The sequence below is a fragment of the Micromonospora sp. NBC_01638 genome (assembly GCF_045209745.1).
Taxonomy (GTDB): domain Bacteria; phylum Actinomycetota; class Actinomycetes; order Mycobacteriales; family Micromonosporaceae; genus Micromonospora.
This window is the reverse complement of sequence record NZ_CP109273.1, coordinates 69,429-94,338: the sequence shown is the minus strand read 5'-3', so window position 1 is coordinate 94,338 and position 24,910 is coordinate 69,429. Positions and strand designations below refer to the sequence as shown.

The window sequence follows — 24,910 nt, the reverse complement described above, 5'->3', positions numbered from 1 at the left end:
GGCCGACCTGCTGCGAGACGCGCTCGCGAGTGAGCCGTTCCAGCCGGGCATCCTTGCGCTCCTCGCCGAACTGGTCCACGCCCCGCGAAATGGGCTGGCCTCCGACGTCGGACGCCGGTCCCGGCCGGATCACCCGCCCACCTGCACGGCCTCGGCTTGGACGCGTTTGGCGTCGATCTGTTCCCCGCGATGATCCACGTTGCCCGACGGGACCATCCGGGTCTTCGCTTCGAGGTTGGCTCCATGACGCGCACTGGCCGATACTGCCTGACCGGACTGCTCGCCTGGTTCTCCCTCATCCACGTCCCCGGCCACGGTCCTCGCTGAGTTCCCCCGCGTGCTGCGGTCCGGCGGGTCCTGCTGCTCGGGTTCTATGCCGGCTACGACAGTCGTCTCCAGTCCGCGCTCAGCCGCACGACCCACGCTGGCCGTAGCCGCACCTCAACTCTTTCCATGACGCCGACCGGCGGAAGATGAGTGCCCACGAAGCGAGCAGACAATGGGCCGACCGGGCATTTTCAGCGAAGGATCGATGCGGGGGTGATCCGCTAGGAACCTTGGTTCGCGTGGTGTAAAAGTTAGGCATGGTCTTTGCCGCAAACATCGTCTCCGTCCTCATAGCGTCCCCGAGCGACGTCGTTGCCGAGCGTGAAGCACTACGTCGGGCTCTATGGGAGTTCAACGACGAGCACGCCGCCGCCCTGCAGGTGATTCTCCTGCCTGTGCTTTGGGAGACGCATAGCCGCGCAGATTTGGGTTCGCATCCGCAGGAGCTGCTCGATGCCCAGATCGTAGATAGCGCCGATATGGTCATTGGCATCTTCTGGACTCGGATCGGCTCGCTGCTGCCCGACGGAACTGCGGCAACGGTTCACGAACTCGAACGCATAGTTAGCGATGGAAAGCCCGGGGTTCTATGTTTTTCAAACCAGCCAGTTGTTCCCTCTTCCATCGACCCAGCACAGTACTCGGCCGTACAAGAATTCAAATCCAAGGCACGAACATGGGGAATCTATCGCGAGTACAACTCGGTTGAGCAGCTCACCGACCTGATCAAAAGAGATTTACTGCGTACGGTTCGTGAACGACTTCACCTTCCTACGCCCGAAAGTCCGCAGAAAACGGCAGTTCCAGTCGCCGATGTGATTGCCAAGACCAGGAAAGAGCAGCGGCAAAAGGTTGATAGCAAGGGCCGCTTAAAAATTCAGAATTACGAGTATCTCGTCTTTGATAACATCGGCACCGCAGTGGCCGAAAACGTAGAGTTCGAGTGGGTGGCGCCAGACCCGAAGCCGGAAGGTTGGCAGCCGGTGTCGATGCCCGACCAAAAGTCGATCGAGTACCTCGCTCCCGGCGCTCCGATTGAAATGCCAGTTTGGGCCAGCCTTGGATCAACGTCTCAGCATTTGATCCGGATCACCTGGGAACGGGCCGACGGCGGAAAAGGCGAAAAGTTGCAGACCATCCGCTTTTGATCTGCGACTTCTCCGTCGTCGGTAGAACGCTATCGACCTTTCGCCAGCTCGGGCGAGGAACGTCCCGCCGCTCGGCCGGCACGGATCACTCGCACGCGGCCGTGCTCGCACGCGATCAAGGGGACCGAATCATCGTGCGTTCGGTGCTCGCAGCGTCTTTGGCTTTGCAGCAGCCTCGACAGTAAGGCGGAATTCGTGTAGCCCGTCTTCCAGGTGCGCGATCGCGGCGAACGCGACGGTGTCGACCCCGGTCCGGGTGTGGGTGACGATGCGTCGGGCGACCCGGATCGCGTCGTCCGGGCTGGCGGCCTGAAACAGCAGCGGTACCAGAGCGCGTACTGCGGCGCATCTGCCATCGATGTCCTCCAACAGCCGGGGATGCCGCTCGACGAGTTGGGCGACGCGGTGGTCGACCACCGCGTCGAGCATGGGCCGTGCCCGCCGCTGCAGGGCGGCCCGCAGCTCCGCCCTGCCGTTCGTCCGGCGCAGCAGGTCGGCCGGGTCAGCGCCGGCACTGAACTCAGCTACCAGCAGCGGGCCGGGCGAGCGTTGCTGCCGGAGCAGTTGCCAGGCCCGGTCCACTGCGTCGCGGCCGGCCGGGTCCGCATCGAATGCCGCCACGATGCCCCGTGCGGCGCCAGGCAGCTCCCGCAGGATTGCGGCCTGGTCGTGGGTCAGCATGGTGCCGCACGGCGCGAGGGCCACCGCTCCTGCCCGGCGCGACCGGGAGTAGGACAGCCAGACCGCGAGGACATCAGCCGGCCCCTCGACCAGTACCGGCGTCCACCGTTCGTTGAGGCGATCCTGCTGCTCCGCAACGCCGAACAGCAGCCGCCCCTTGTTGTAGATCGCAGTCTCGGGGCTGTTGATGTATTTCGGCACACCATCCGCGGCACCGGGGTCGGCGCGGCCGAGGAACGCCACGGCATGCCCGGCCGGGTCGCGCACCGGGAACATGATCCGGTCCCGAAAGATGTCGATGAGTCGGTCCTGGTTGCGTCGACTGTGGGTCGACAAGCCCGCGCCGACCAACTCCTCCGCCGTGAAGCCGGCGGCAATCAGGTGGCGCGTCAAGGAGCTCCATCTAGGTGGGGCGTATCCGAGTCGCCACGGCCACTCCCGCTTCACGAGGACACCAAGACCGCGTTCGGCGAGATAGGCGCGAGGGCCGTCGGCGTGTTCGAGCTGGGCACGGTAGTACGTCACCGCGGCCTCGACGGCCGCCAGTAGCCGCGTGGGCTTAAGCCCGGTGCCGCGTACCGGGGACGTCGGTCGGTTGAGTCGAGGTGCGCCCATGGCCTACCTCCGATATCCAAGCTAGCTTCAGCCGGCTCGTTCCCGCCAGAAGCGCTGCGCCATCCGGTCCCGCCGCGCGGCCCGGGTACGTTGCGCCTGGAGGGTCATTTCGGCGGTGGAGGTGGCGACGGCTGCGGTGAGCCGGTCGGCGTTCGGCTCGTCGTACCAGGGCAGCAGGTTGAGCATGGCCACCTTGACGCCGGTGGCGAACAGCAGCGCCGAGCCCTTCGGCAGTGCCCGCATGTGCGCCGGGTCGAGGATGCGCTGCCGGCGCACCGACGTCTGGTACGAGGTATGCCCCTTCCCGTCTCGGGTGCGGGAGGCGACGGTGACGTCGTGCTCGCCGACAAGCCGGGACAGGTCCTCGGCGAACCGGGCGTCGTCGATGCCAGCACCGACCAACTTGACCGTCGCGGCCGACCAGAGTGCGTCCATGCCCTGCTCGCCCCAGACTCGTGTCCCTTGCCGGTAGGACTGCAGGATGGTGAGCGGGATGATGCCTCGGCTGCCGAAGTGGCTGTACAGCTCGGGTAGGTCTCCGATCTTGCAGATGTTCGCGGCCTCGTCCAGGCAGGCGATCAGCGGCGGATCGAGTCGGCCGCCGTGCGCCTCGGCGAGCGTCACTGCGGCACGCAGCACCTGGTCGGTGAGTCCGGCGACGAGCGGTGCGGCCGCTCCGGCGCCGTCTTTGGACAGCAGGTACAGCGTGTCGGCGCTTTCGACGAACGCCTCGACATTCAACGTCGTCAGCGGTAGGTCCGGTGGGGTAACCCAGGCCATGATGGTCGGGTTGGCCAGGCACGCCGCAGCCGTCCGAGCGGTCTCGTAGAGCCCTTCGCGGGTCTCCGGTGCGCCGGCCTGGCGGCCGGACATGGCCCGGGCGGAAGCGCCGAACCCGTGGCTCTTGAGGATCGTCGCCGGCTCGCGGGACGTGGAGTCGGACAGCCACGCCTGGACCGAGGTCAGCGTGCGGCCCTCCAGTGCGGCGGCCAGGATGAGCGAGGTGAGCAGGTCCAGTGCGCCTTGGATCCAGAAGTCGTCGCTGCCTTGGGAGTTTCGGACCTGTTGGACGAAGTGGTTGGCCAGGCGGTGTGCGTCCTCGACGTCCTCCACGGCGGCGAGCGGGTTCCACCACCAGGCCTGCGGCACGTGGGCGATGGCCTGCGGGTCGAACACCCAGACGGTGCCGTGCTCGGCGCGAACGGCTGCCGTCGTGGCCCACAGATCGGGCTTGTTGCTGGTGGCGAGGGCCGCCCCCGGCGCGCCGAGGACGGACTGCACAGCCATTGCGGTTGTCTTGCCGGCGCGGGGCGCCATCACCGCAAGGATGACGTCCTCCCAGGACGAGTAGAGCCGAGGACCTGAGCCGCTCCGCCGGCGATGCGCGCCGAGCACGACCCCAGCGGACTCTGCCGAGATCTCCTTCACCGCCGCATCCGCCAGGCCGCGCCGCAGGCGTCGAGCCTTGGCGGCCACCGCGGGCAGCGTCATCGCCCGCACCTCAGCCGGGCCGGCCAGCGACGGCAGCGGGTCCTCGGCGTCGGGCTTGCGCCCCTGCCACCACGCCGCCGCGAGAGTGACCAGGCCGACCAGCACCAGCAGCAGCACCGCGTAGACCAGACCGACGACGGTGGGGGACACCCCGGGCCACAGTACGGCCCATTCGGTACGCAGCAGGTGTTCGAGGTACGTCGATCCAAAGGCAGGTCCCGTGCCGCGCTGCCCGGTCACGGCGGCGGCGATTCGCCCCGCGAGCCAGGACAACCACGTCAGGGCGATTGCTGCCCACACCAGCCCGAGCATCAGAAACGGGGTGAGCGGGCCGCCGGTCGTGCCGCGCGGCTCGACCGGCCGGGTGTTCATGGCTGTACCTGCCGGATCGCGGCGTCGGTGTTGTAGAGCTCCCACTCGTCGCCGACCAGGGTCAGCGAGACCGGCAGCCCGTTGCGTTCACCGGTCTTGATCAGGTACTTGCCCCGGCCGGGATGTACCGAGCCGGCGAACCATGCTTCCGGTGCGGCCCAGGACGCGACCAGTTCCCGTTCTGGTCCCGACAGCTTGATGACCTCGTTGACCCGGTTGAGCTCGCGTGGTGGCAGCCCGGCGAGGATTTTGATGGCTGAGCGTTCGATGAAGCCCTGCGCCTTGGCCCGGTCTTCGGGGGTGGGTAGGGCGTCGAGGTCGGCGAGGGAGTGGGTGACCATCACGCTGGCCATGCCCCGCTGCCGGTTAAGCCGGGTGAGCGCGTCGGCGTGCTCGACCAGGCCGGATGCGCCGCGCAGGGCCCGCCACAGCTCGTCCATCACGCCGAGGTACTGCCGCCGCGGTGCGAGACCCTGGTCGGCCAGCACGGACGCGGCGTCGACCATGCCGAAGCCGTACGCCCAGGTGCACAGCATCGCGGCGGCCACCAGCTGGTCACCGGCGGCGGCGACCTGGGAGATGTCGACGCTGACGGCCGGCGCGTCCAGGTCCAGGGGCTTGGTCGTCGGGCCGTCGAACACCCCGCGCAGGCTGCCCTCGCACAGCAGCGCCAGGGTGGGTACGAGCTGGTCGACGCGGCGGCGGTACTCGCCGTCGGTGCGGGCCCGGGCGGCGGTGAGTAGCTCGTCGGCGCCGGCTTCGACCAGGCTCAGCACGTCGGGCACCGTGGGGTCGTGGTCGAGGCGTTCGGCGAGTACGTCGATCGCCCGCCCGAGGATGATCTCCTCGGTGTTGTTGAGTGCCTGGCCGCGTACCAGGGCGCAGAGTGCCAGCAGCAGCGACATGCGCCGGCCCCGGATTTCGAGGCGCAGTTGTCTGGCGTCGGCGGTGCCCATTCGGGCGAGTGCGCTGCCGAGGGGGCCGGAGTCGAGTGGGTTGAGTCGGTCGAGGCCGCGGCCGACGCGGATGACCTGCCCGTCGAGGTGTTCGACGAGTCGGGTGTAGTCGGGTTTGGTGTCGCCGAGGATCAGGGCGCTGGTGCCGAATCCGGTCATGCCGGTGATGAGGCGTTTGACGACGGTGGATTTGCCGACGCCGGGTTGGCCGAGGACGAACACGCCGGGGTTGGTGATGAGGCCTTCGCGGAGCCACTCGAGAGGGTCAAGACAGACGACCTCGCCCCACAGCATGTGCCGCCCGATCGGTACGCCGATGGTGGGTGCGCCGGATCCGGCGACGAAGGGGAACAGTCCGCAGAGCTGGACGGTGGTGCCCTGGTATTCCATGCCGGGGGAGATGTGGCTGGCTCGGCCGGCGCCGGGTGTCCGTACACCCCATGCTGGCGCCGGCGTGGCCGCGTCTACGGCGGTGCTCTTCATCGGATCCTCCTGAACTCTGGTTTCAGCGGGGCCAGTGGCGGGCCAGCTGCGGCGGGCATACGCCGCAGGGCAGGGTGGTGGCGAAGCCGGCGGCCTGGCTGGCGCGCAGCTGGCGTAGTCGGATCTTGGCTACGTTGGCGCGGGACTCGACGTCGGCGATGGCCCGGCCGAGGTCGTCGGCGGAGACGACGGTGGTGGTGACGAACAGCGACATCAGGCCCACCCCGGAGCCGGTCGCTTCTTCCCGTGCGGTCTGTAGGGCCTGTTCCCGGTCGGCGTGGTCGCGGGCGGACTCGTCGCGTTTCTGCGCCCGGTTGTAGGCCGCCCGGAACGCCGCGGCGTTGACCTCGCTCTCCACGATCCGCGCGGCCTCCCCAGCAGGGAAGGGCCGGTACAGCAGCGAAACCCGCTTCGGGTACGGGCCAGGAGCCAACAGCCGGGCGAGGACGTCGGCATGCACGTGCTGGCGCGGCGCCTCATGCCACGCCCACGACACCGATGTGCCGGAGTCGTGCACGTACCGGTCGAGGTGCTCCTCAGCCATCACCGGGCCGGCGGTGTCCCAGTCCAGCCACCGGGTCAGATCCAGGCCCGGAGTCGCTGCCAGCCGGGCCACGTCACCTCGGCTGGCCGGGTCGAACGCTGTCCGCACGATGGCCGAGATGGTCTGCGCGCTGGCCCGGCCGAGAACGGTGAGCCCGCAGCTGCCCAGGGAGTCCTGCAGACCCGGCAAGGTCCGGCTGATCTCCTCCAGAGCCTCGTCGTCGTTCTTCGGTTTGCTGGGAGAGGCACCGGGCTTGAAGGTCACTGACACCCGGGTCTCCACGTCCGCAGCGGCCGCCGGGGACACCTCTACCAGTCGTTGCAGCACCCGTCGGGCTGATGCCGGTCCGTGCGGGACGATCCGTCGGGTGACGTGGTCGGCCAGCCGGGATCCGGGGTCCGGGGCGGTGTCCACGGTGACGGTGACGTGGTCGACGATCGGCAGGTAGCCCAGGTTCGCTAACCAGCCACCCCAGTTGGCCACCCACGCCGCGCTGGCGTCGGGGTCGGCCAGCCAGGTTGATGTGGCCGCGCAGCGCAGCGTCACCGTCATAGTGCCCAGCCGACGGTTGTAGACCACCCCGTACCCGCCGCCGCCCTCGTCCTCGACGGTCAGCAGGGTGGTCGGTGCGAGCACGCCCGGCAGTTGCCAGGCGTGCTCGCCGGCCACCATTACCCCGGATCGGTACGAGGTGTAGCCGCGGCTGGTACCGATCAGCCATCGCACTCGCTGTGCGATTCCGACTGACAGCGGCACCCCGTCCCACCGCAGGACCAACAGCACCACGAGCAGCGCACAGGGACCGGCGGCAACGGCCAGCGCCCGCAGCCCCATCGATCCGGAGACGATCAGCACGGTGATCGCCGCGAGGACGACGAACGTCTGCATCGGTCCGAGGCCGAACAGCCCCATGCCCCGAGCCCGCCGCCAACCCCCGTACGTACGGATCTGCGCCTGGTCGCTGCTCACGACGGCGTAATCCCGTCCCGCATCGCGGAGCTGGCCGTGTTCGCGCCCGCCTTCGCTGCCGCGGACCCGGCCTGCGCGGCCATGACGGCGCCTATGACAACGGGTGCTGCCGGCCCGGTTGCGGCTCCCGCCGCCCCGGCCGCTGCCGTGCCACCCGAGGCCGCCGCGCCACCCGAGGCCGCCGCGCCACCCGAGGCCGCCGCGCCACCCGAGGCCGCCGCGCCACCCGAGGCCGCCGCGCCACCCGAGGCCGCCGCGCCACCCGAGGCCGCCGCGCCACCCGAGGCCGCCGCGCCACCCGAGGCCGCCGCGCTACCAGCGGCGGACGCGGTAGCGCCAGACCCGGCGGGCACGGTGGTCGTGGGTGTTACCGGACCCGGGGTGCCGCCAGAGGTGGCGTTACCGCTGATCACTGTCGGTGCGTTACCGGTCGTACCCCCACCGGGCCCGCCCGTCGGCGACGGTGCTGAGGGGGTCGGCATGGCGCCGGTCGGGCCGTTACCGCCGCCGTTACCAGGTCCCCGCGACTCCATGTAGCGGGCGTGGTCGCCGGCACTGTGACCGCCGACCGCTCCGCGTATGGACGATGCGGCGTGCAGGCCCGCGGCCGCGCTGGCGCCGGCCATGCCGAGGCCTCCGCCGCCGGAGGCGACGCCGCCGGTGAAGATCGTGAAGAACTTCATCAGCGCGGGTAGGGCGATCACGGACAGGGCCAGCATGCCGAGGCCCATCAGCCAGTCCCGTCCGTTGCCGCGCATCATCACGAACGAGGTGGCGTACACCGACACCGCCGCAGGCTTGTACAGCGCGAGCGCGAGCGACCAGCCGAGGGTCTTGTGCAGCCACTGGCTGGTGCCTCGGGTGATGGAGCCGGCCGCTGCCAGCTGCAGCAGTCCGGCCAGGATGACCACGGCGCCTTCGCGGAAGACCATCAGAATCGTCTGCACTACGGCGGCGAGGATGACGACGACACCGACCAGGATCATCACGAACGGGGCCACCTCGGCGCCGGGAAGCAGTAGCGCGCCGAGCGCGGCGCTCATCGCCTCGTTGGGTGGCTTGTTGGATTCCTTGAAGATCGCCTCGTTGAGCAGCCACATCGAGTAGCTGTCCCCGGCCTTGAGGACCAGGTGGGTGCCGGCGACGCCGACGCTGCCCCAGAGGGCGGTGTTCCAGACTCCCCGGATCGCCTGCAGAAGCGGCGCTCCCTTGCGGCTGATGACGATGGTGATGCCCTGCCACACCAATCCACCGACCAGGACGAGGATCGTGATCGGCAGCATGAACCCGCGCAGCTGCTGCGCTGGCCCGACGGCCCCATTGCATTGGGCCACCCAGTCGGTGGCCCACTGACCCGGGTCGGATCCGCTGGTCGGGCACAAGCTGTTCGACGGGATGAGCGTCCAGCTGGTCAGCAAACCGGCGACCCACTGAATGGCGTCTTTCACCGCGCTGGCCAGCCCGTCGAGAAGTGTGCTGACCATCGAGTCGCGGGCTTCGATGCCGGTGTTGATTCCACCGACGATGACGCCGCTGCAGGTCGCGGGCATGAAGGGATTACAGAAAGCCATGAGGTCACCCGCCTGCGCTGAAGGGAAGGAACATGGCGACGTAGGGATCCAAGACGACGGACAAGGCCGGGTCGAACGTCCCGCCAGCGGGCGCCAGCAGCGCCCAGTCCGAACCCGTCCAGCGCACCCGTACCTCGGTGCTGACCATCAGCGAGCTACCCGAGCCGTCCGGAGCCTCGGTCAGCAGACGCAAAGCGACCTCGTCGTCGGTGTAGCTGACGATCCGGTAACCGAGCAGGGTGGCGTCCAGGCGTCCGACGGGCTGCCCGTCCGCCACACCCGCCTGGCCGCGCAGCTCGTCGTACGCCTGCGCGACCTGGACCCGCATCGCGGCCGCGTCGGCTCCAACGACCTGAGTAAGCAGCGCGGGGTCGAAAACAGCCGGACCAACCTGCGGGTTGACGCGCACGACAATGTGTACGGCGGCCAGCACCGCGCCGCCACGGTCGTGTTTGAACCCGCGAGCCTGCCCCTCGCTGGTGATGCGAGGACCGGACTGTTTCGACACGGGCACCGAGACTCCCGCGACGTCAACCCAGTCCAAGTCATCAGGCAGGGCCGCCCGTCCACCGGAGGTGGTCTCGGGACGGACCAGTACCGGACCCAAGGGTGAGGTCGCAGAACGATCCGAACCTGCCCCGATCATCACCGCCGCGGCTACGGCGCCGACCACCGCCGCAGCGGCGAACAAGATTGCGGTGACCCGGCGGCGCGTGGTGCGGCGGGCGCGAGTGATGACGTCGTAGGTCATGACTCAGCCCGGCAGGACTGCGCCGACGACCACGGCTGCGACCGCGCCGCACGTTAGTCCGGCCAGCACCCATGGGATGCCAGCCGCGCCGTCGGCTGCGAACGCCGACCGGTTCCGGCGCCCGACGGCCATCATGATCCCGCAGACGAGCAGGCCGCCGACGCCGGCGACGATGAGGATCCACTTCATCCAGCCGATGAACAGGTTCCCGGTGGCCTCGAGGCCGGGTGGGGCGGCGGGCGGGGGAGTAGGGGCTGCCAGGGCGTCGAGCGCAGCCCCAGCGAGGTAGTGAGCAAACACAGCAGTCTCCCGAAGGTCACGATGCCCTCGGTTGGGCATCTGCCCTGGACCTTCGCCGGGTAGGGCTGACGGCAGCGTTGACGCTGGTATTGCTGCCACCGTTACCGCCGTTACCCGGGGAGTCTGGCAGCGGTAACGGCCTTCACAACTCGGCACCGTCGTGGTTATGAACGCGCGAACTCGAGCAGCAGCGGCACTCACCCTGACGTTGGCCGTTACCGGTTGCACCGCCTGCGGAAAGCCGCCGTCGAGCACAACCAGGACCTCGGCCGCCTCCAGTTCGGCTGACGGCGCCGCTCCAGTACCACCGCCTACACAGCCGGGCTTCGAGTACGCCGAGCCGGGCGAGGTGTGCACACGGTTCACTGCGGCCCTCTACAGCGCGGACACCCGGCGGGACGCCGGACCGGGCGACGCCTACCAGCGCGCCATTCGCTACGCCAGCGGCACGCTGGCCGGACAGAGTCCGGCCGCGAGTCGAGACGGCCGTTGGGCGACCTGGGCCGAACATCGGGCCCACATCGACGCCGCCGTAGAGCCCTTCGTCGACGCACAACAATTGCCAGACACCGCGATCACCGCACGGCGCGCTGTCCGGGTGACCGTGACTCCCCTCGGCGAAGACGGCTGGCGTGGCTGGACCGAGCGCAGCCTGGTCGACTGCACGCTGCGTCGCGGCGGCCCAGACGGATCCGGCTGGCGGGTCGCCGGGTACGAGATCCGCCAGGCAGGTCTGCGATGACCCGGCGGTGGCCGATCCTCGCCGGCGGACTCGCCGCCGTAGTCCTGGCACCGCTTGCGCTGATCGTGTTCGTTGCCCTCGCGGTGATTGGAGCGAGCCCGGCGATGGGCTGCACCATCAGCCCGCCCAGTGTCTCGCCCGGCGCTACTGCCGCACCCAAGGACTGGCCCGGTCAGGGCTCCTGGACCTCCGAGCAGGTCAGCAACGCGGCCGTCATCGTCTCCGTCGGGGCCGAGCTGCAAGTACCGCGCTTCGGCTGGGAGATTGCCGTGGCCACCGCGATGCAGGAGTCCACCCTCCGCAACCTCGCCCACCTCGGGACGAACAACGACCATGACTCGCTCGGGCTGTTCCAGCAGCGACCCAGTCAGGGCTGGGGCACTCCCGAGCAGATTCTCGACCCCCGCTACGCCGCTCGGAAGTTCTATGAGCGTCTGGTCAAAGTCGACGGCTGGCAGACCATGCCCCTCACCCAGGCCGCCCAGGCCGTGCAGCGATCGGCGTTCCCCGAGGCGTACGCGAAGTGGCAGCCCGAGGCGCAGCAGTTGGTCGGTCTGATCAGCGATGGCATGAACATCGTCTGTACTAGCGACGGCGGGGATGGGCTGCCACCCCTGGACGACGCTGGCCTGCCCGATGGCTTCCTCCTGCCGGCTGACCCGCAGCTGCGAGCAGTCGTCTCCTTCGCCCTTGCCCAGCGGGGCAAACCCTACGTCTGGGGCGCCAAAGGGCCGGACAGCTACGACTGCTCCGGCCTGATGATGACCGCCTGGGCCAAAGGCGGCGTTCAGATTCCCCGGGTCACCGCCGACCAGGTGCACACCGGCATCGCCATCCCCTCCCTGGCGGCGATGACACCTGGTGATCTGATCTTCATCCCCGGCTCTGACGGCACGATGTCCCGGCCAGGCCACGTCGGCCTCTATATCGGTACCGACCACGGCGGCCGCCAGTACCTCGTCCAGGCACCGAAGACCGGCGATGTCGTCAAGGTCGTTGCTGTCAGCAACTGGAGCCACCAGGTGGCCGGCATTCGTAGGCCGCTTCTCCGACGAAGGCAGCCTTCTACTTGACGAAGCGCCGCTGGTGCAGACCCGTCCTCAACAAATAGCCGTTGGTAGTGAGGCAGGAATGCGAGAACGTCTCACTGCCTTGTCTCATGACCGGCCCTGGACGTCAAGCCGGCATCGATCCTAGAGTTGAAAGATGCAGTCCGCATCCGTCCTGGACATAACCCTTCCCGGTGAGGCGCAAGACGTCTTGCGAACAATTCGAAGCCTCCTCGATGAAGAAACTCTACCGATTACCCTTGCTTGCCTTGCCGTTTTCATCTCCGTTTGGGCGGCGCTAATATCTCGCCGAAGTATGAGAGCTAGCGAAAGAAGTGCCATGGCTGCGGAGATCCAAGCACGTCATGCGGCGAGTCAGGCCGACGCTGCCGAACGCCAAGCTGCCGCGGCCTCAGAGCAGGCATACTCGGCGAGCTCAGAGGCTTCCATAGCCATGGAAGCATCACAAATATCGGCGTTGGAGGGCGCAAGAGTGAGGATCGACGCGTCCTCGCCCCGCATCTCAGTGGCAATTTTTAAGAAGAACGATGCCGCTGGATTGGCAGACGACAGTTATGCATTACCGACCCCCTTGCTTTCCATGCCGAAGACTGGGCCAGTGAAGCTCGACCATTGGTCGACCGAGGGATCGGATAGCTCAATCCCGCATTGGGCTTGGGACGCCTTCTTCATCTCGCACGGGTTGCTGTTCAATTTTGGAAGCGAGCCGGCTCGGGTGATTTCAGACGGCGTGCGGTTTTATGCTGGCACGCACCCCTTCACGGGAGAAGAAATCAAAGAGCCGCCTACTACTATCCACGGCGAGAGGATTATCTACTCAGGTGACTTCGCACTTTTTCAGGTCACCGCAAGGAAGCAGGTGGATGACTGGGTTCAAATAATTCGGAACAAAGAGAACCAAAAAGAATTTTGCGAGGCCTATTTGACATTCTTCCCAGCGGACTTCGATGAATTTGAGTGTAGAGTTAGAATTCGCACTACGGGAATGCCGTTGAGATACGGCGTGCCGGAGGAGGTTTACGCCATTTTCGAACCGGATAGCTACTTCGATGTTCAACTCGAATTCCTGCGGAACTATCCGGACTCGCCGGAGGAGATTGCGGCAAGATTGAAGGGCGATAATGAAGAACTTTTTGCTCTCCTTATGAGAAAGCAGAGAATAAAATCGATCCGCGAAGCAATTTCCAATAATGAGTCGGGCGCTGCGGGTGCCGATGCCGACGAAAATGCGTCGGTGATTGACTAACTGAGGATCGTGACGGACGAACAAGTGCGCACCAGGTGTGGCCTTGCCGGTCGATGACCTCGCCGGCTGGACCGGGGGCGAGCCACTCGTCTGGCCCACCAGGCACCAACAAGCCGCCGCTGGTGCGGCGCCGCCCACGGGGGCAGCGCAATCGTCGCTGTGCCAGGTCCGTAGGAATCCAACGCCGATACGGGATGATCAGGCGCGACGGTGCCACAAGGTGTGCGCGAGGACGAACTCCGGAGCCCGTCGGTCACCGGTTCTCGGCCGACCGCCGCTGATGGAAGTGACCGCCCGGCGCGGCGGCGCGGTCGTCACATCCCGATGGCCGCGGTGCTCTGGTCCAAGCCCTTCTGCGCCAGCTCGCGCGCCTCCTCGGTCGCCGCTAGAGCCGCGCTGCTACCGCCAATCCGCGTCGACAGGCGCCATAAACCGACGGGCTCAATCCAATGCAAAGCGAAGTACGGCAGTCGAGTCTGCTGTGGAAGGTGCGCCCTCGGCTCTGCGGATCTCCTCCTCGCATCGACGGAGAGTAAGATCGGTGGTGGTGACGTCGGCGCGGCGGCAGTGAAGCCGGGAGCTTGGCACGAGTTGAGATTGGGTATTCTTGGCTCAGCCCTGTGAAACGGGTCCGTGTCCAGCGAGACACGACCCCACAGCCTTCCTGCCTACTAAGCGATCCGCTACTACAATGATGGCTTGTGGAGCACCTCTACTGGAATCTCGGCTCTTACGCAGGCGGCGCGCGCTTCGAGGTGGAGTTACGCGGTTCGACCGCCAGGGTCTGTCTCATGGGCATCGACAACTATCAGGCTTATCTTGACGGCGACGAGTACGAGTATCACGGCGACTTCTGCGATGTCAGTCCCGTCGTTCTGGAGGTGCCCTACGACGACCATTGGTACCTCGTCGTCGACAGCAATAACCGTACGATCAAGGTCCAGGTCACCCAGATCTTCGACTGACTGGGTCGGTCTACTTGTTTGGCACTCAAGCCATAAGCGCAAGCATCACGAGTGCGCCAGCAACGAAGAACGGCCCCATCGCCACATGGGCTCCACGACGCACCCGCCCGCTGGCTAAAAGCACGACGCCCACTAGCCCCGCACCCAGGAAGCCCAAGAACACCGCGCCGAACGCGGCGCCCCAGCCCCACCATCCCAACAGCGCAGTCACCGACAGAATCAGCTTGGCGTCGCCCAGGCCCATGCCGCGACTGCCCAAGACCAGCCCCATGCTCACGAACACCGTGGTGGTGGCGGCCGCGCAGACCGCCGCGCCGAACAGGCGATCCCATCGATCGGTGACGACTGCGTCGACGGTGAGCAGGGCGAAGACACCGGCCGCCGCAAGCATGGTGAGTACGTCGGGTAGGCGGTGCACCTGAGCGTCGATGAACACAAGCGGGACCGCGCACCCGGCCCACCACAGGCCGGCCAGCAACACCGGAATACTGGGAGCGGCGAGAACCACGACGGCCACCGCGGCCGCAGTAAAGAACTCCAGCAGGTACGGGCGGGGACCGGCTCGATGCCGGCACTCGCCACATCGGCCGCTAGGCAGCAGCGCGGCCCAACCAGGCCCGGTCGGACTCACCTCCATCTCGCATTGCTCGCAGGATCTCCGCCTGTTCCGACCTGTCGGAACGGCCAGGCGAACGACCACCCAACGCAGCAGCGGCGTCACCGCGAGGGCGAGTAGCGCCGCACGAAGCCTCGCTGGCGAGCGAGGCTGAGCCGACGGCGCCAGCAGCCCCGGCGTGCTATTCATGCACGCGGTCGTGCTGCGGACCGAGCTGGCTGACCTCGTATCCGTCGGGGTAGCTCTTGGCCTTGATCCCGTCGGCGAACAGCGCAGTCGTCCGTGGCGTCCCGAACCACCGTTGAAGCCGCGAACGAGTCTTCAACGCGACGTGCAAGCCAGCCCGAACCGGCCACGCCGGCGCGTCGACCCGCATGGCGCGCCGGAGCGGCGCGTCGTACATGGCGCTGACCAGCGCGTTGCCCAGCGGGGCAAGGGCCTTGGGGATCCGTGTGAGCATCAGCATTCGGGTGGCCCGCTCGATGGCAGCCGCGTCGTCGTTGGGCTGCAGGTGAGCGGCGTCGTGGGCGTTGAACCAGGTCTCGAACTCTTCGTACGACCCGGGGATGTTCGTGATGCCCATCCGCCGGCCGAGCTCTCGGTAGAATAGGTACGTCGCTTGCCGCTCGTGGCAGCAGGGCGGGCGCCAGCCGTACTCCTGCAACCACCTTGTGGGGATCACGACCAGGCAGCCGAGGACGTAGAGGAAGTCGTCGTTGCTGATGTCGTACGGGCGGTGAATCTGGTTGACGCGCCGCAGCGCGTCCCGGCCGCGAGGCTGCTCGAAGCCGTTGAGCACCATCTCGTACATCAGCAGGCCGGTGTCGTCGATCCGCTTCTGGGTGCGATCGGTCAGCTCACCGGTGGCGGTGTGCACCTTGGCGATGCCGGGGATCGAGAAGGACCGGTTGAAGGCGAGGTTGAGCCCGAGCTTCATGTCCCACGGGAACTCGTAGCGCAGCATGGTCTGGTAGATGTCCAGGTAGTCGCGCTCCGGGTCCAGAGCACGGGCGCGGATCAGGTTCGCATAGCGGCCTCTCATCGGCGGGCGTCTCCTGCCGTGGGATGCGGGGCACCCTCAGCGGTGATCTCTTGGGTCGCGGCGAGCGTCTGAGCCACCACCGGCGATCGGGCGTAGGCGTCGGTGACGAGCGTCAGCCACGCGACCTCGCCGGCATAGCCACCGTCCGGGCGGTGCAGCTCGTCCGCGGGCTGCGGCACCGCGGCCACAAGGCCGGCGCCATGTCGACGCAGAGCGCAGGCCAGGTGTGCGGCCTCGACGGATGCCTGCCGCTCCTCGGTGGTCAGCGCGGCCTGCTCGGCGAATTGCTCGGCCAACGCCGTCACACTGGCATCCGTGTACGGGCGTAGCGCCAGCCGGCCGTCGCGGATCTCGGCTACCCGGCGGGTTAGCGCGTAGTCGATGTCGCGGGCGGCCGTAGAGGATCGGCGCAGGGTGGGGTCGAGTTCGAGCTCGGGCAGGGCCGCGATGAGGTCCCGCCAGAGGGGTTCGAGTCGTCGGTAGGAGTGGAAGTCGTCCCACCGCCGGGTGATCTTGAGGGTGGGTCCCCACGCCGGCATGGTGAGGCCGATCGTGATGAGCAACGCGCCGATGGTCACCAGAACCGCCGCGATCTGTCGCTCGCCAGTCGGTTGGTACCCGGCCCAGTAGGCGATGAGATACGCGATCTTGTTGGTGCTGTAGAGCAGTGCGAACGCGGCGCCCACTGCCGTGATTCGGAGGCCGCGGCGGAGCCAGGGGCGCCCGCAGATCTTTGCAAAGCTCCAGCACAGCCGTGTGATGTCGAAGCAGTAGGCGAAAAAGCCGAGCAATAGGAAGATCAGCAGGTAGGCGGTCACGACGGGGTCGGTCGCGTATTCGACCGTCAGGAGCACTGGGTCGTCGTACGTGAGGGTGTAGGCGAACAGGCCGACCATGACGAGAAACGCGCATGCAGTGACCCAGATCCAACGACGGGCACGGGCGGCCGCCCTTGCCGGTGGAAGTGCAAAGTTGAGGAGCATGATCTCGGCATTCGCCGAGATGGTCAACGCGCCGGCGTGGGACATGACCTTGGCCAGGTTGGGCAGGCCCGACACCTGGTCGATCGCAGTCGCGACTGCCGGGATGGCGACCGAGATCCCCGCGGCGAACGCCCCGAGGCCCACACAGATCGCGCGTCGGGCCTGGCTGGGATGCCGGCGCTGGAGTCGCACCATATAGCCGCACGCGATCCAGCCGGCCACCGCGCACAGGGTGTAGAGGGCTGTATCCATCGCCGCGATTACCTGTGGGGGTGTTCGAGTGAGTGCCGCAGACGGCCATAGAGCTCAGCGTCCTGGCCGTTCAGCGGTTCGTCGTCTACGTCGCTGTGCCCGCCACGGACCCGCCGGAGGAGCAGCGAGCCGATCATTTCGGCTTCGCGTTCCTCTGCTGCGGCGTAGTTGCTGCGGCCGAGGCTGCGCTGGACCAACTGAGGGTCGAGGTCCGGCAGCAACAGCCGGGAGGCGTCCGCGTCCAGCACTTCGGTCGCCCGATGGCCGGCGAGCAGGTGACCCAGCTCGTGACCGATGATCAGCTGTTGGTGCAGCGGTGAGGTGTCCTGCTCGAAGAAGATGGCGTCGAAGTCGCCGGTTGGCACGCACATCCCGCACACTGTGTGCGCCGGCAGCTTGATCGGCACCAGGTGGATGGGCCGGCCACGCCGTTCGCCGAGGATGTCGCACAGCTTCTGGATGTCGAATGGCTCAGGCACCTCAAGCTCGGCAACAATCTGCTCGCAGCGCTTGCGTAATCGGTGCAACTTCACGTCAGCGTTCCCCCGCTCGTCGGCGTACTGCCACCGAAGGACTTGCACGGCTATCTGCGATCGTCGGGCGCGGAGCTGCCAGTGCCAGCGCCCTCGGCCACGGCCCGCAATCGGGCCACCATCTGCTCAATGAGCTGCGTATCTATCGCGGAGAGTCCGTTGTCGGCGAGCACCTGCCGTAGTGCCACCTGCTTGACGTCCATCCGGCGCAGCTCGCTGAGCAGCGTGATCTGGTCCTGTATCCGTCGTGCCGCCGCGTCGTCCACGAAGTAGCCCGAGTTCACACCGAAGGCGGCGGCCAGGGCACGCACGTGTGAGGTGCGGGGATCGCTGGCCACGCCGCGGCGCAACTCTCCGATGTAGGCGGCGCTGATCGTGACGCCCGTCTCGGTTGCCGCTTCGTTGATCTTGTCGGCGATCTCCTTGTTGGTGTACTTGCGCCCAGGCTCGTCGGAGTCGCTGAGCTCGTCGGGTGTGGGGCGAATCTTGTCGAACAAGTACTCCACCCTTGCTGCCAGCGTGTCGAGGGGCGGCAACTCCTGCTCTGCGTGCCGATCGTCAGCCATGATTCTTCATCCTCCAGCGACCTAAACGACAGTGTCGCAGATGTATGCCGCAACAAAACAGATGTTGACACATGCACGGAACGTGAGCGTATGCTCGCTCCTGTTTGGAGCAACGTGCGTTGAGCGAGACTCTAATCTGCTCAACACCCGTTGCGTGGCGGACGAGATTGAGGTCCGACCACCCGAACCGGGGGGAGCCGTCAGTGGGAGAGATCAGCTCCGGAAGGAGCACAACGGGGGGATTCCTCCACAGCACTGGCTGGCGCGCTGGGTCGCTGGCGGAGGAAAACACCTCTGCCCGGCCGCCGCTGATCGGAGGGGGTCGCTGGGCCGCTCAGGCAGGGAACGGCTATCTGCCAGCGGCCCAGCGACAGTGGCACCTGGCTGCAACCGTCCCGTCAGCCAGAGGAGACATCACCTTGATCGCAATGGCTAGCAAGGCCCGAAGGGTAGGAGTGAGTCGCCGCGTCGCGCTTACCGCGGCCCTCATCGCCGGGCTGACGGCCTGCGGGAACGACAAGCCTGCCGTCGTGCCCAGCCCCACGTCGACGCCGTCATCGGCGGAAACGTCCTCGCTGGAGAACGGCGAGGATGCCGAAGCCAACGCGGCTGCACTCGCGGCCTACCAGAACTATGTACGGAGCTATGTCGCCGCCTCGAACAAGGGTGACTACAACGCCAAGCTCGACAAGTTTGTGGCAGACCCGGCGTTGCTGACGGTGCGCCAGGACCTGCTGATCAAGTTTCAGCAGGGACTCGTCACCAAAGGGCAGCCGGTCTCCGCGCCGGCCGTGAGCAAGGTCGAAACCAGTCAGCGTCCCTTCACCGCTGAGGTCGAGGACTGCTTCGACACCGGCAAGTGGGACGTGATCTCCAAGAAGACGGGCAAGTCGGTGCGGACCACGGGCCAGGCAACGAGGTATGTGGTGATGGCGAAGGTGGAGCTGTTCGACGACGGCCAGTGGCGTATCCGAGAGGTCAGCGCCCAACGGGAGAGGCCATGTTGATTCGACGGGCGCTCGTGGCTGCCGTCCTGATCCTGGCAGCCGGCGGCGGCAGCCTCATCGCGCCGGGGGCGGCGTACGCCGACTACGAGCACTGCGACGCGTTGGGCAACTGCTACTGGGTTGTCGAGAACCCCGGCACCGGGGGTGGCGGAAATGGCGGCGGGGGCAACAACGGCGGCGGTGGTGGTGCCGGCCAGGGCTGCAGCTACGAGGGCCAGACCGTGCCGTGCGTCGTCGATGGACTCGGCGTGTGGGACGGCTCGTGCTACGTCAGCCGAGTCCCCCCGCCGCCGGGCGGCCGGACCGATGGCTACTGGAGCATCCGTACGTGCGGCGTCTACGGGGGCGTCGCCTCGCAGACGCCGGCGACCTGGTCGGCGGATCCACCCGCTGGAATTCTGCCGTCGTACCAGGAGCTCGCTCAGCGAGCCATTGCTGAGATGAACCTCGACGGGCCGAGCATCGGAATCGCTCCGCAGACCAACGGCGCTGGTCTGGTCGGTCTGCCGATCTGGCTCTGGAACAGGGTGAACCCCAGCACGTGGGGACCCATCACGCGGACCGCCGCTGTGCCGGGCCGGTCGGTCACTGCCACCGCCAGGGCGCAAAAGATCGTCTGGAGCATGGGCGACGGCAACTCCCTGACCTGCACCGAGCCCGGCACCGCCTACCAGCCCTCATACGGCAACAAGATGTCGCCGGACTGCGGCTACAGCGGCTACGCCCGCCCGAGCAGCACGCAGCCGGGAGGCCGGTACACCGTCACGGCCACCACGTCGTGGCTGGTCGCGTGGAGCGGCGGGGACGGGAACACCGGCTCCCAGTCCATCGACCTGTCTTCCACGACCACGATCGACATCGACGAACTGCAGGTGATCACCTCATGACCAGCGCGCCGATCAAGTCCTCCCGTGCTGCCTCGCCGGTTGCTGCTCCGTACGCCGTTCCCCGGATCGCACCGCAACGTCGCTGGCGGCCGGCACTCGTCTGGTTGGCGGTAGCGCTTGTCGCTGCTGGTGGGCTGATCGCCGCTGCGGTACTGCGCAACGTCGGCACCACCGCCGAGTACCTGGCAGTGAGCAGCACGATCGAGGTTGGCTCCACCATCGATGAGTCGGATCTCAGCACGGTACGCATCACCGTCGACCCGGCGCTCAAGCCGATCAGGGCCGGCGCCGCTGACGAGGTCATCGGCAAATTCGCGGCGGTCGGGCTGGTACCCGGCACTCTGCTCACCAGGGCACAGCTCACCGACACCGCCGTTCCAGGCCAGGGCGAGCAGCTGGTGGGGCTCAGCCTGCCGCAGGAACGCCTGCCCGCCGAGAGGGTCAAGCCCGGCGCACAGGTGCTGCTCATCGTGACCACCGACGGTGGGCCGGGCGGGGACCAGCAGCAGGCCACGGCCGCGCCGATCAGCATCAAGGCCACTGCGGTGGACGTGCGTGCCGGAGCGAAGGAGGGCATAACGCTCCTCAACGTCGCTGTCGCCGACCGCGATGGACCGCTCGTCGCCTCCCGGGCGGCCGCCGGCCGTATCGTCGTCGCATTGACCACGGGGAGCTGACGTGGCCATCATCGCGATGGTTTCGGCCAAGGGCTCGCCCGGCGTCACCACGACCGCGTTGGCGTGCGCCTTGTCCTGGCAGGGGCGCACCGTGTTGGCCGAGTGCGACCCTGCTGGCGGCAGCGTCCTGAGCGGCTACCTGTCCAGACTTGAGATCCCACCCATCGGCCTCCTGCCGCTGGCCGCGGCGGCCCTCCGCGACCAGCTCGCCGACACCTTCGCCCACCAGCTCGTCGACCTCGACGCCAAGAACCCGGGTCAGCGTCTCGTCCTGCCGGGCATCAACGACACAGTCCAGGCGGGCACCATCCGACCGACCTGGGAGCCACTGACCGCATTCTTCGGCCAGTTGGAGCGCCGCGACCCCGGCTACAACGTCATCGCCGACTGCGGTCGAATCGCCACCAGCGCGCCGCCCTGGCCGCTGCTGATCCGTGCCGACCTGCTGCTGCTCGTGGTCCGTGCGACGACACTGCGGACCATCGCGCCGGCTGCGGGCACGGCAGAGATGCTCCGGCGGGAATTGACCCAGTACGGCCAAGGGTCCGGAGCGCTCGCCCTGGCCTTGATCGGCGATGGCCCCTACAGCCGACGGGACATCGAACAGCGGCTGCAGCTACCCACCGCGATTGAACTACCCGACGACCGGCGTACCGCCGAGGTGTTGAGCGACGGCGGTGGTCGACTGCGAGGCAGCGAGCGATTGCTCCGGGCCGCCGCCAGTGCGGAGCCGGCAGTACGCGATGCGATCGCACGGCGGCGCGCCCACCTGGCGCCCACGTCAACGAGGGGGAGTAGCCGTGCCTGATGAGCGCCCACCCAGCGGCCCGACGTGGCCGGCAGCGGCCGACCGCGCCGCCACGAACGGCCACCGCTGGCCCACGAACGGCACTGCGGCCGCCTTCAGGTCAAAGCCCGAGTCGCCCGCCGCGGCTGGGCAACAGTCTGCGCCGATGAGCATCGACTACGCCGCGGTACGACTGCTGCGCGCCCGGGTCAGCGCGGAACTGACCGTGGCGCTTCGAGAGACGCCGAACGTCTCGACTGCCCATCGCCACGCCGAAGCGGAGCGCATCGCCGCTCGGCTGGTCCGCGATCACGTCGACGCTCTGCACCAGGCTGGGCAGCCGATCGCACAGGCGGAAGAAGACGCCCTGCTCGACGCGGTCGCGGCCGACATGTTCGGTCTCGGCCGCCTACAGCAGCTGCTCGATCGTCCGGACATCGTCAACGTCCACATCCTTGGCTGCGACAACGTGCGGATCGAGCACACCGACGGCCGAATCACTGTCGGCGATCCGGTCGCCGAGACCGATAAAGAGCTCATCGACATGTTCCAGGTCCTCGCGATGCGCGCCGGCGCCACCGAGCGCTCACTGTCGTCGACCAAGCCATGGCTGGACATGCAGCTACCCGACGGTAGCCGCCTCACCGTACTCATGCAGGTATCGGTGCGCCCCTACGCGGCCATCCGCCGGCACACCCTGATGGACGTCAGCCTGGAGGACCTCCGCGACAAGTACGCCGCCATCGATGACCTGATCTGCCAGTTCCTCAAGGCGTCCATGGCTGCCGGTCTCAACATCATGGTGGCCGGACTGGCCGATGCCGGCAAGACGACCCTGCTACGCGGACTGGCTCGCGAGATCCCGGACCGGGAGCAGTTCGTCACTCTGGAGGAGTCCCGCGAACTCGGTCTGCACACCACCGGACGACACCGATGGGCGATGAGTCTCGAGTCGCGCGAGGGCCACGGCTCACGCGGCGCCGACGGGCGACCTGCAGGCGAGGTCACGATCATGGACATGATCCCGCTGACCCTCCGGATGTCCGTGCAGCGAATCATCGTCGGTGAGGTCCGATCCCGGGAGATCGTGCCGATGCTGCAGGCCATGGCTACCAGCAAGGGCTCGCTCTGCACCATCCACGCCCGGCACCCCCGAGCCGTGATGGACCGTGTCATCGAGCTGGCGCTGCAGCACGGACCTGAGATGACCGCCGAACTGGCACGGCGGATGGCCGGTGGAGCCATCGACCTCATTGTGTACGTCAACGTCGAGGACGAGACCAAGCTCGGTGGTCGGAAACACCGCTACGTCTCAGAAGTCCTCGAGGTGGGCGGGATGACCGGTGATCAGCTCGTCACCACCCAGATCTTCGGGCCGGGAACGGACGGGCGAGCCGTACCCCGGCACCTGCCGGAGCGTCTGCTCGAACCCCTGCTGCGTGTCGGCTACGACCCGCGCCAACTGACCGCCCACATCCAGCAGGGGGAGCACAACCACGGCGCATGGACGGCCGGGCTCGACACCCTGAAGAGGCGGCCATGAGCCTGCTCGACCTCGCCGCTGTGCTGGCGGGCATGCTCGCTGTCTCCGGTGCGGGCGTCGGTGTTCTCGGCGTCGTGGGGACCACCCGTCCGCCCAGGCCTCCGTCGGCACTGCAACGGCAGGCCCGCCGCTGGTGGACCGGGCCCGGACGCACGCGCCGGGAGCACCGCGCCCACCAGATCATGGTGGGTACGGCGACCGGCGCGGCCGCTCTGACCTGGCTGCTGACCGGCTGGCCGGCCGCCGGGGTGATCATCGGCATTGCCGTTCCCGGCATACCGTGGCTCTTCGCCGCCGGTCGCGCGGAGAAACTGGCCATCGCTCGGCTCGAGGCCGTGGAAGCCTGGACTCGCCGCTTGGCCGACATCGTCGCTCGGGGAATCGGCCTGCAGCAGGCCGTAGTCGCCACCGCCGCGACGGCACCGCAACTCATCGAGCAGGAGGTCCGCGACCTGGCGGCGCGTCTGCAGGGCAGCGCTGACCCGATCGCCGCCCTGCAGCAGATGGCCGACGACCTCAACGACTACACCGCCGACCAGGTCATCGCCCCGCTCATGCTTCACGTCACCGATCGTGGCGAGGGTCTGCACGAGGTGCTGACTGGAATCAGCCGGTCCATCGCCGCGGAGATTGAGATGCGCTCGACGGTGGATGCGAAACGCGAGGGTCCGCGCTTCGCCGTTCGATTCCTGACCGGCATGACCATCCTGTTGCTGGCGTACGGGGTGATCAACCCGCACTATCTGCAGCCGTACGGCAGCGTGCTCGGGCAGCTCGTGCTGCTGTTCCTCGCTGGCCTGTACGTCGTGCTCATGACCTCGGTACGCAAGCTCAGCATGCCGCCCAAGCGGGAACGGCTTCTACCACCGGTCGAGGTGCAGACCTTGGCGGCGACAGCATGAACAACGGCTACCTCACCGCGATGGTCCTCGCCGGCGCGATGGCTGGGTTCGGAGTGTTCCTGCTGGTCGTACAGCTGATTCCGGCCCCGCCGGCGCTTGGTCCTGCGCTCCGGCGGCTTCACCCGCTGAGCGCTGCGAGCAACACCCCGGCCGGCATCAGTTGGCTCCGGCGCCGGTTCACGGTGCCTCACGCCGACCTGCGGCTGCTGGACCGCAGCACCGACCAGTACTTCCTCACCCTGGGGCTGTCGGCGCTGTTCTGCCTGGTCCTGCCCGCCCTGATCACCGTCGCCGTTGCGGTGCTGTCGCTGCCAATCCCGGTGTTCATCCCCGTGGGCGTGACCATCGCTGCCGCCCTGGCCGGAGCGGTACTTGCCCACCGGGAAGTCGTGTCGAAGGCCGCTGTCGCTCGGGCCGAGTTCACCCGGGCCATGTGCACCTACCTCGACCTGGCCGCCCATCAGGTTCTTGGTGGGCATGGCCCGGTGGAGTCGCTGGACCGTGCGGCCAGCGTCTGCCACGGCTGGGTCTTCGCCCGCATCCGAGAAGCTCTGCTCAGCGCCCAGCTGCAACTGCGACCGCCGTGGGACGAACTGAAGGTCCTCGCCCTCGACATTGAGGTCGTCGAGCTGGGTGACCTGGCGGACATCATGCGCACCGCTGGCAGCGAAGGTGCCAACGTCCACCAGACGCTCCGCGCCCGCGCCGACTCGATGCGAGACCGGATCCGCACCGAGGCTCTCGCCCAGGCCGAGCTGCGTACCAACAAGCTCGACATCCCCGCTGCGGCGCTGATCCTCGTCCTCCTCGTCCTCATCGGCTACCCGTTCATGGCCCGCCTGTTCGTCCGCTGATCCCGGCACAACCTCCAACGGAAGGAACCC

Annotated in this window: 23 protein-coding genes and 1 pseudogene; 12 read left to right on the top strand and 12 right to left on the bottom strand. The window is 67.6% G+C overall.

Annotation, left to right across the window (positions count from 1 at the left end; genetic code table 11):
- Positions 1-584 precede the first annotated feature (584 nt).
- Positions 585-1,475 carry a hypothetical protein gene (locus tag OG811_RS00395; RefSeq protein WP_406071242.1) on the top strand — a complete coding sequence of 297 codons (891 nt, stop codon included), beginning with the start codon at positions 585-587 and terminating at the stop codon, positions 1,473-1,475.
- A 129-nt stretch (positions 1,476-1,604) separates the two neighbouring features.
- Here the strand turns inward: OG811_RS00395 and OG811_RS00390 are convergent, their stop codons facing one another.
- The 7 genes from OG811_RS00390 to OG811_RS00360 all read right to left on the bottom strand — a co-directional run bounded on the left by OG811_RS00390 (position 1,605) and on the right by OG811_RS00360 (position 10,208).
- Complete coding sequence (locus OG811_RS00390) at positions 1,605-2,771, bottom strand: toprim domain-containing protein (RefSeq protein ID WP_406071240.1); 1,167 nt, start codon at positions 2,769-2,771, stop codon at positions 1,605-1,607.
- A 27-nt stretch (positions 2,772-2,798) separates the two neighbouring features.
- Entirely contained in the window at positions 2,799-4,634 is a 1,836-nt protein-coding gene (locus OG811_RS00385) for a type IV secretory system conjugative DNA transfer family protein (protein ID WP_406071239.1), read from the bottom strand.
- Positions 4,631-6,073 carry a hypothetical protein gene (locus tag OG811_RS00380; protein ID WP_406071238.1) on the bottom strand — a complete coding sequence of 481 codons (1,443 nt, stop codon included), beginning with the start codon at positions 6,071-6,073 and terminating at the stop codon, positions 4,631-4,633. Before OG811_RS00380 ends, OG811_RS00385 begins: the two co-directional genes overlap by 4 nt.
- Positions 6,074-6,095: 22 nt before the next feature.
- Entirely contained in the window at positions 6,096-7,586 is a 1,491-nt protein-coding gene (locus OG811_RS00375) for an SCO6880 family protein (protein ID WP_406071236.1), read from the bottom strand.
- Complete coding sequence (locus OG811_RS00370; protein ID WP_406071235.1) at positions 7,583-9,136, bottom strand: hypothetical protein; 1,554 nt, start codon at positions 9,134-9,136, stop codon at positions 7,583-7,585. The genes OG811_RS00375 and OG811_RS00370 overlap by 4 nt, the downstream gene beginning before the upstream one ends.
- A 25-nt stretch (positions 9,137-9,161) precedes the next feature.
- Complete coding sequence (locus tag OG811_RS00365; protein ID WP_406071233.1) at positions 9,162-9,671, bottom strand: hypothetical protein; 510 nt, start codon at positions 9,669-9,671, stop codon at positions 9,162-9,164.
- Positions 9,672-9,911: 240 nt separating this feature from the next.
- Positions 9,912-10,208: a hypothetical protein gene (locus OG811_RS00360; protein WP_406071231.1), complete on the bottom strand. Its 297-nt coding sequence runs from the start codon at positions 10,206-10,208 to the stop codon at positions 9,912-9,914.
- 349 nt (positions 10,209-10,557) lie between these two features.
- Here OG811_RS00360 and OG811_RS00355 point away from each other — a divergent pair, with 349 nt between their 5' ends.
- The 4 genes from OG811_RS00355 (at position 10,558) to OG811_RS00340 (ending at position 14,231) form a co-directional block, all read left to right on the top strand.
- Positions 10,558-10,950, top strand: a complete 393-nt coding sequence (locus tag OG811_RS00355; RefSeq protein WP_406071230.1) for a hypothetical protein — start codon at positions 10,558-10,560, stop codon at positions 10,948-10,950.
- On the top strand, positions 10,947-12,023 hold the full coding sequence (locus tag OG811_RS00350) for a C40 family peptidase (protein ID WP_406071228.1): 1,077 nt from the start codon (positions 10,947-10,949) through the stop codon (positions 12,021-12,023). The genes OG811_RS00355 and OG811_RS00350 overlap by 4 nt, the downstream gene beginning before the upstream one ends.
- A gap of 316 nt (positions 12,024-12,339) precedes the next feature.
- Entirely contained in the window at positions 12,340-13,266 is a 927-nt protein-coding gene (locus OG811_RS00345) for a hypothetical protein (protein ID WP_406071227.1), read from the top strand.
- Between the two features lie 701 nt (positions 13,267-13,967).
- Positions 13,968-14,231, top strand: coding sequence for a DUF1883 domain-containing protein (locus OG811_RS00340; protein WP_406071225.1), 264 nt, complete (start codon positions 13,968-13,970; stop codon positions 14,229-14,231).
- 25 nt (positions 14,232-14,256) lie between these two features.
- Here OG811_RS00340 and OG811_RS00335 read toward each other — a convergent pair whose 3' ends face one another.
- From OG811_RS00335 to OG811_RS00315, 5 genes are all read right to left on the bottom strand, one after another.
- Positions 14,257-14,748 carry a prepilin peptidase gene (locus OG811_RS00335; protein WP_406071224.1) on the bottom strand — a complete coding sequence of 164 codons (492 nt, stop codon included), beginning with the start codon at positions 14,746-14,748 and terminating at the stop codon, positions 14,257-14,259.
- A gap of 280 nt (positions 14,749-15,028) precedes the next feature.
- Complete coding sequence (locus OG811_RS00330) at positions 15,029-15,889, bottom strand: oxygenase MpaB family protein (protein ID WP_406071222.1); 861 nt, start codon at positions 15,887-15,889, stop codon at positions 15,029-15,031.
- Positions 15,886-17,124 (bottom strand): MAB_1171c family putative transporter, encoded by a 1,239-nt coding sequence (locus OG811_RS00325; RefSeq protein ID WP_406071221.1) that lies wholly within the window; start codon positions 17,122-17,124, stop codon positions 15,886-15,888. Before OG811_RS00325 ends, OG811_RS00330 begins: the two co-directional genes overlap by 4 nt.
- An 8-nt stretch (positions 17,125-17,132) precedes the next feature.
- A complete protein-coding gene (locus OG811_RS00320) occupies positions 17,133-17,657 on the bottom strand; it encodes a hypothetical protein (protein WP_406071219.1) in 525 nt (174 codons plus the stop codon).
- A 50-nt stretch (positions 17,658-17,707) separates the two neighbouring features.
- On the bottom strand, positions 17,708-18,223 hold the full coding sequence (locus tag OG811_RS00315; protein WP_406071218.1) for a hypothetical protein: 516 nt from the start codon (positions 18,221-18,223) through the stop codon (positions 17,708-17,710).
- Between the two features lie 428 nt (positions 18,224-18,651).
- Here OG811_RS00315 and OG811_RS00310 point away from each other — a divergent pair, with 428 nt between their 5' ends.
- From OG811_RS00310 to OG811_RS00280, 7 genes and pseudogenes are all read left to right on the top strand, one after another.
- Entirely contained in the window at positions 18,652-19,230 is a 579-nt protein-coding gene (locus OG811_RS00310) for a hypothetical protein (RefSeq protein ID WP_406071217.1), read from the top strand.
- Positions 19,224-20,117 carry a hypothetical protein gene (locus OG811_RS00305; protein ID WP_406071215.1) on the top strand — a complete coding sequence of 298 codons (894 nt, stop codon included), beginning with the start codon at positions 19,224-19,226 and terminating at the stop codon, positions 20,115-20,117. The genes OG811_RS00310 and OG811_RS00305 overlap by 7 nt, the downstream gene beginning before the upstream one ends.
- A complete protein-coding gene (locus OG811_RS00300) occupies positions 20,114-20,794 on the top strand; it encodes an SAF domain-containing protein (RefSeq protein ID WP_406071214.1) in 681 nt (226 codons plus the stop codon). The genes OG811_RS00305 and OG811_RS00300 overlap by 4 nt, the downstream gene beginning before the upstream one ends.
- Before the next feature lies 1 nt (position 20,795).
- Positions 20,796-21,602 carry a ParA family protein gene (locus OG811_RS00295; protein ID WP_406071212.1) on the top strand — a complete coding sequence of 269 codons (807 nt, stop codon included), beginning with the start codon at positions 20,796-20,798 and terminating at the stop codon, positions 21,600-21,602.
- A pseudogene (locus OG811_RS00290) lies at positions 21,602-23,124 on the top strand (CpaF family protein). Before OG811_RS00295 ends, OG811_RS00290 begins: the two are co-directional and overlap by 1 nt.
- A complete protein-coding gene (locus tag OG811_RS00285; protein WP_406071210.1) occupies positions 23,121-24,026 on the top strand; it encodes a type II secretion system F family protein in 906 nt (301 codons plus the stop codon). Before OG811_RS00290 ends, OG811_RS00285 begins: the two are co-directional and overlap by 4 nt.
- Positions 24,023-24,880, top strand: a complete 858-nt coding sequence (locus OG811_RS00280; protein WP_406071209.1) for a type II secretion system F family protein — start codon at positions 24,023-24,025, stop codon at positions 24,878-24,880. The genes OG811_RS00285 and OG811_RS00280 overlap by 4 nt, the downstream gene beginning before the upstream one ends.
- The last annotated feature ends 30 nt before the right edge of the window (positions 24,881-24,910 follow it).

Excerpts from the sequence above, each read along its gene's own strand:
- OG811_RS00395 (WP_406071242.1), top strand. The coding sequence starts at position 585 with ATGGTCTTTGCCGCAAACATCGTCTCCGTCCTCATAGCGTCCCCGAGC.
- OG811_RS00390 (WP_406071240.1), bottom strand. The coding sequence starts at position 2,771 with ATGGGCGCACCTCGACTCAACCGACCGACGTCCCCGGTACGCGGCACC.
- OG811_RS00385 (WP_406071239.1), bottom strand. The coding sequence starts at position 4,634 with ATGAACACCCGGCCGGTCGAGCCGCGCGGCACGACCGGCGGCCCGCTC.
- OG811_RS00380 (WP_406071238.1), bottom strand. The coding sequence starts at position 6,073 with ATGAAGAGCACCGCCGTAGACGCGGCCACGCCGGCGCCAGCATGGGGT.
- OG811_RS00370 (WP_406071235.1), bottom strand. The coding sequence starts at position 9,136 with ATGCCCGCGACCTGCAGCGGCGTCATCGTCGGTGGAATCAACACCGGC.
- OG811_RS00350 (WP_406071228.1), top strand. The coding sequence starts at position 10,947 with ATGACCCGGCGGTGGCCGATCCTCGCCGGCGGACTCGCCGCCGTAGTC.
- OG811_RS00345 (WP_406071227.1), top strand. The coding sequence starts at position 12,340 with ATGGCTGCGGAGATCCAAGCACGTCATGCGGCGAGTCAGGCCGACGCT.
- OG811_RS00330 (WP_406071222.1), bottom strand. The coding sequence starts at position 15,889 with ATGAGAGGCCGCTATGCGAACCTGATCCGCGCCCGTGCTCTGGACCCG.
- OG811_RS00325 (WP_406071221.1), bottom strand. The coding sequence starts at position 17,124 with ATGGATACAGCCCTCTACACCCTGTGCGCGGTGGCCGGCTGGATCGCG.
- OG811_RS00315 (WP_406071218.1), bottom strand. The coding sequence starts at position 18,223 with ATGGCTGACGATCGGCACGCAGAGCAGGAGTTGCCGCCCCTCGACACG.
- OG811_RS00310 (WP_406071217.1), top strand. The coding sequence starts at position 18,652 with ATGGCTAGCAAGGCCCGAAGGGTAGGAGTGAGTCGCCGCGTCGCGCTT.
- OG811_RS00305 (WP_406071215.1), top strand. The coding sequence starts at position 19,224 with ATGTTGATTCGACGGGCGCTCGTGGCTGCCGTCCTGATCCTGGCAGCC.
- OG811_RS00300 (WP_406071214.1), top strand. The coding sequence starts at position 20,114 with ATGACCAGCGCGCCGATCAAGTCCTCCCGTGCTGCCTCGCCGGTTGCT.
- OG811_RS00285 (WP_406071210.1), top strand. The coding sequence starts at position 23,121 with ATGAGCCTGCTCGACCTCGCCGCTGTGCTGGCGGGCATGCTCGCTGTC.
- OG811_RS00280 (WP_406071209.1), top strand. The coding sequence starts at position 24,023 with ATGAACAACGGCTACCTCACCGCGATGGTCCTCGCCGGCGCGATGGCT.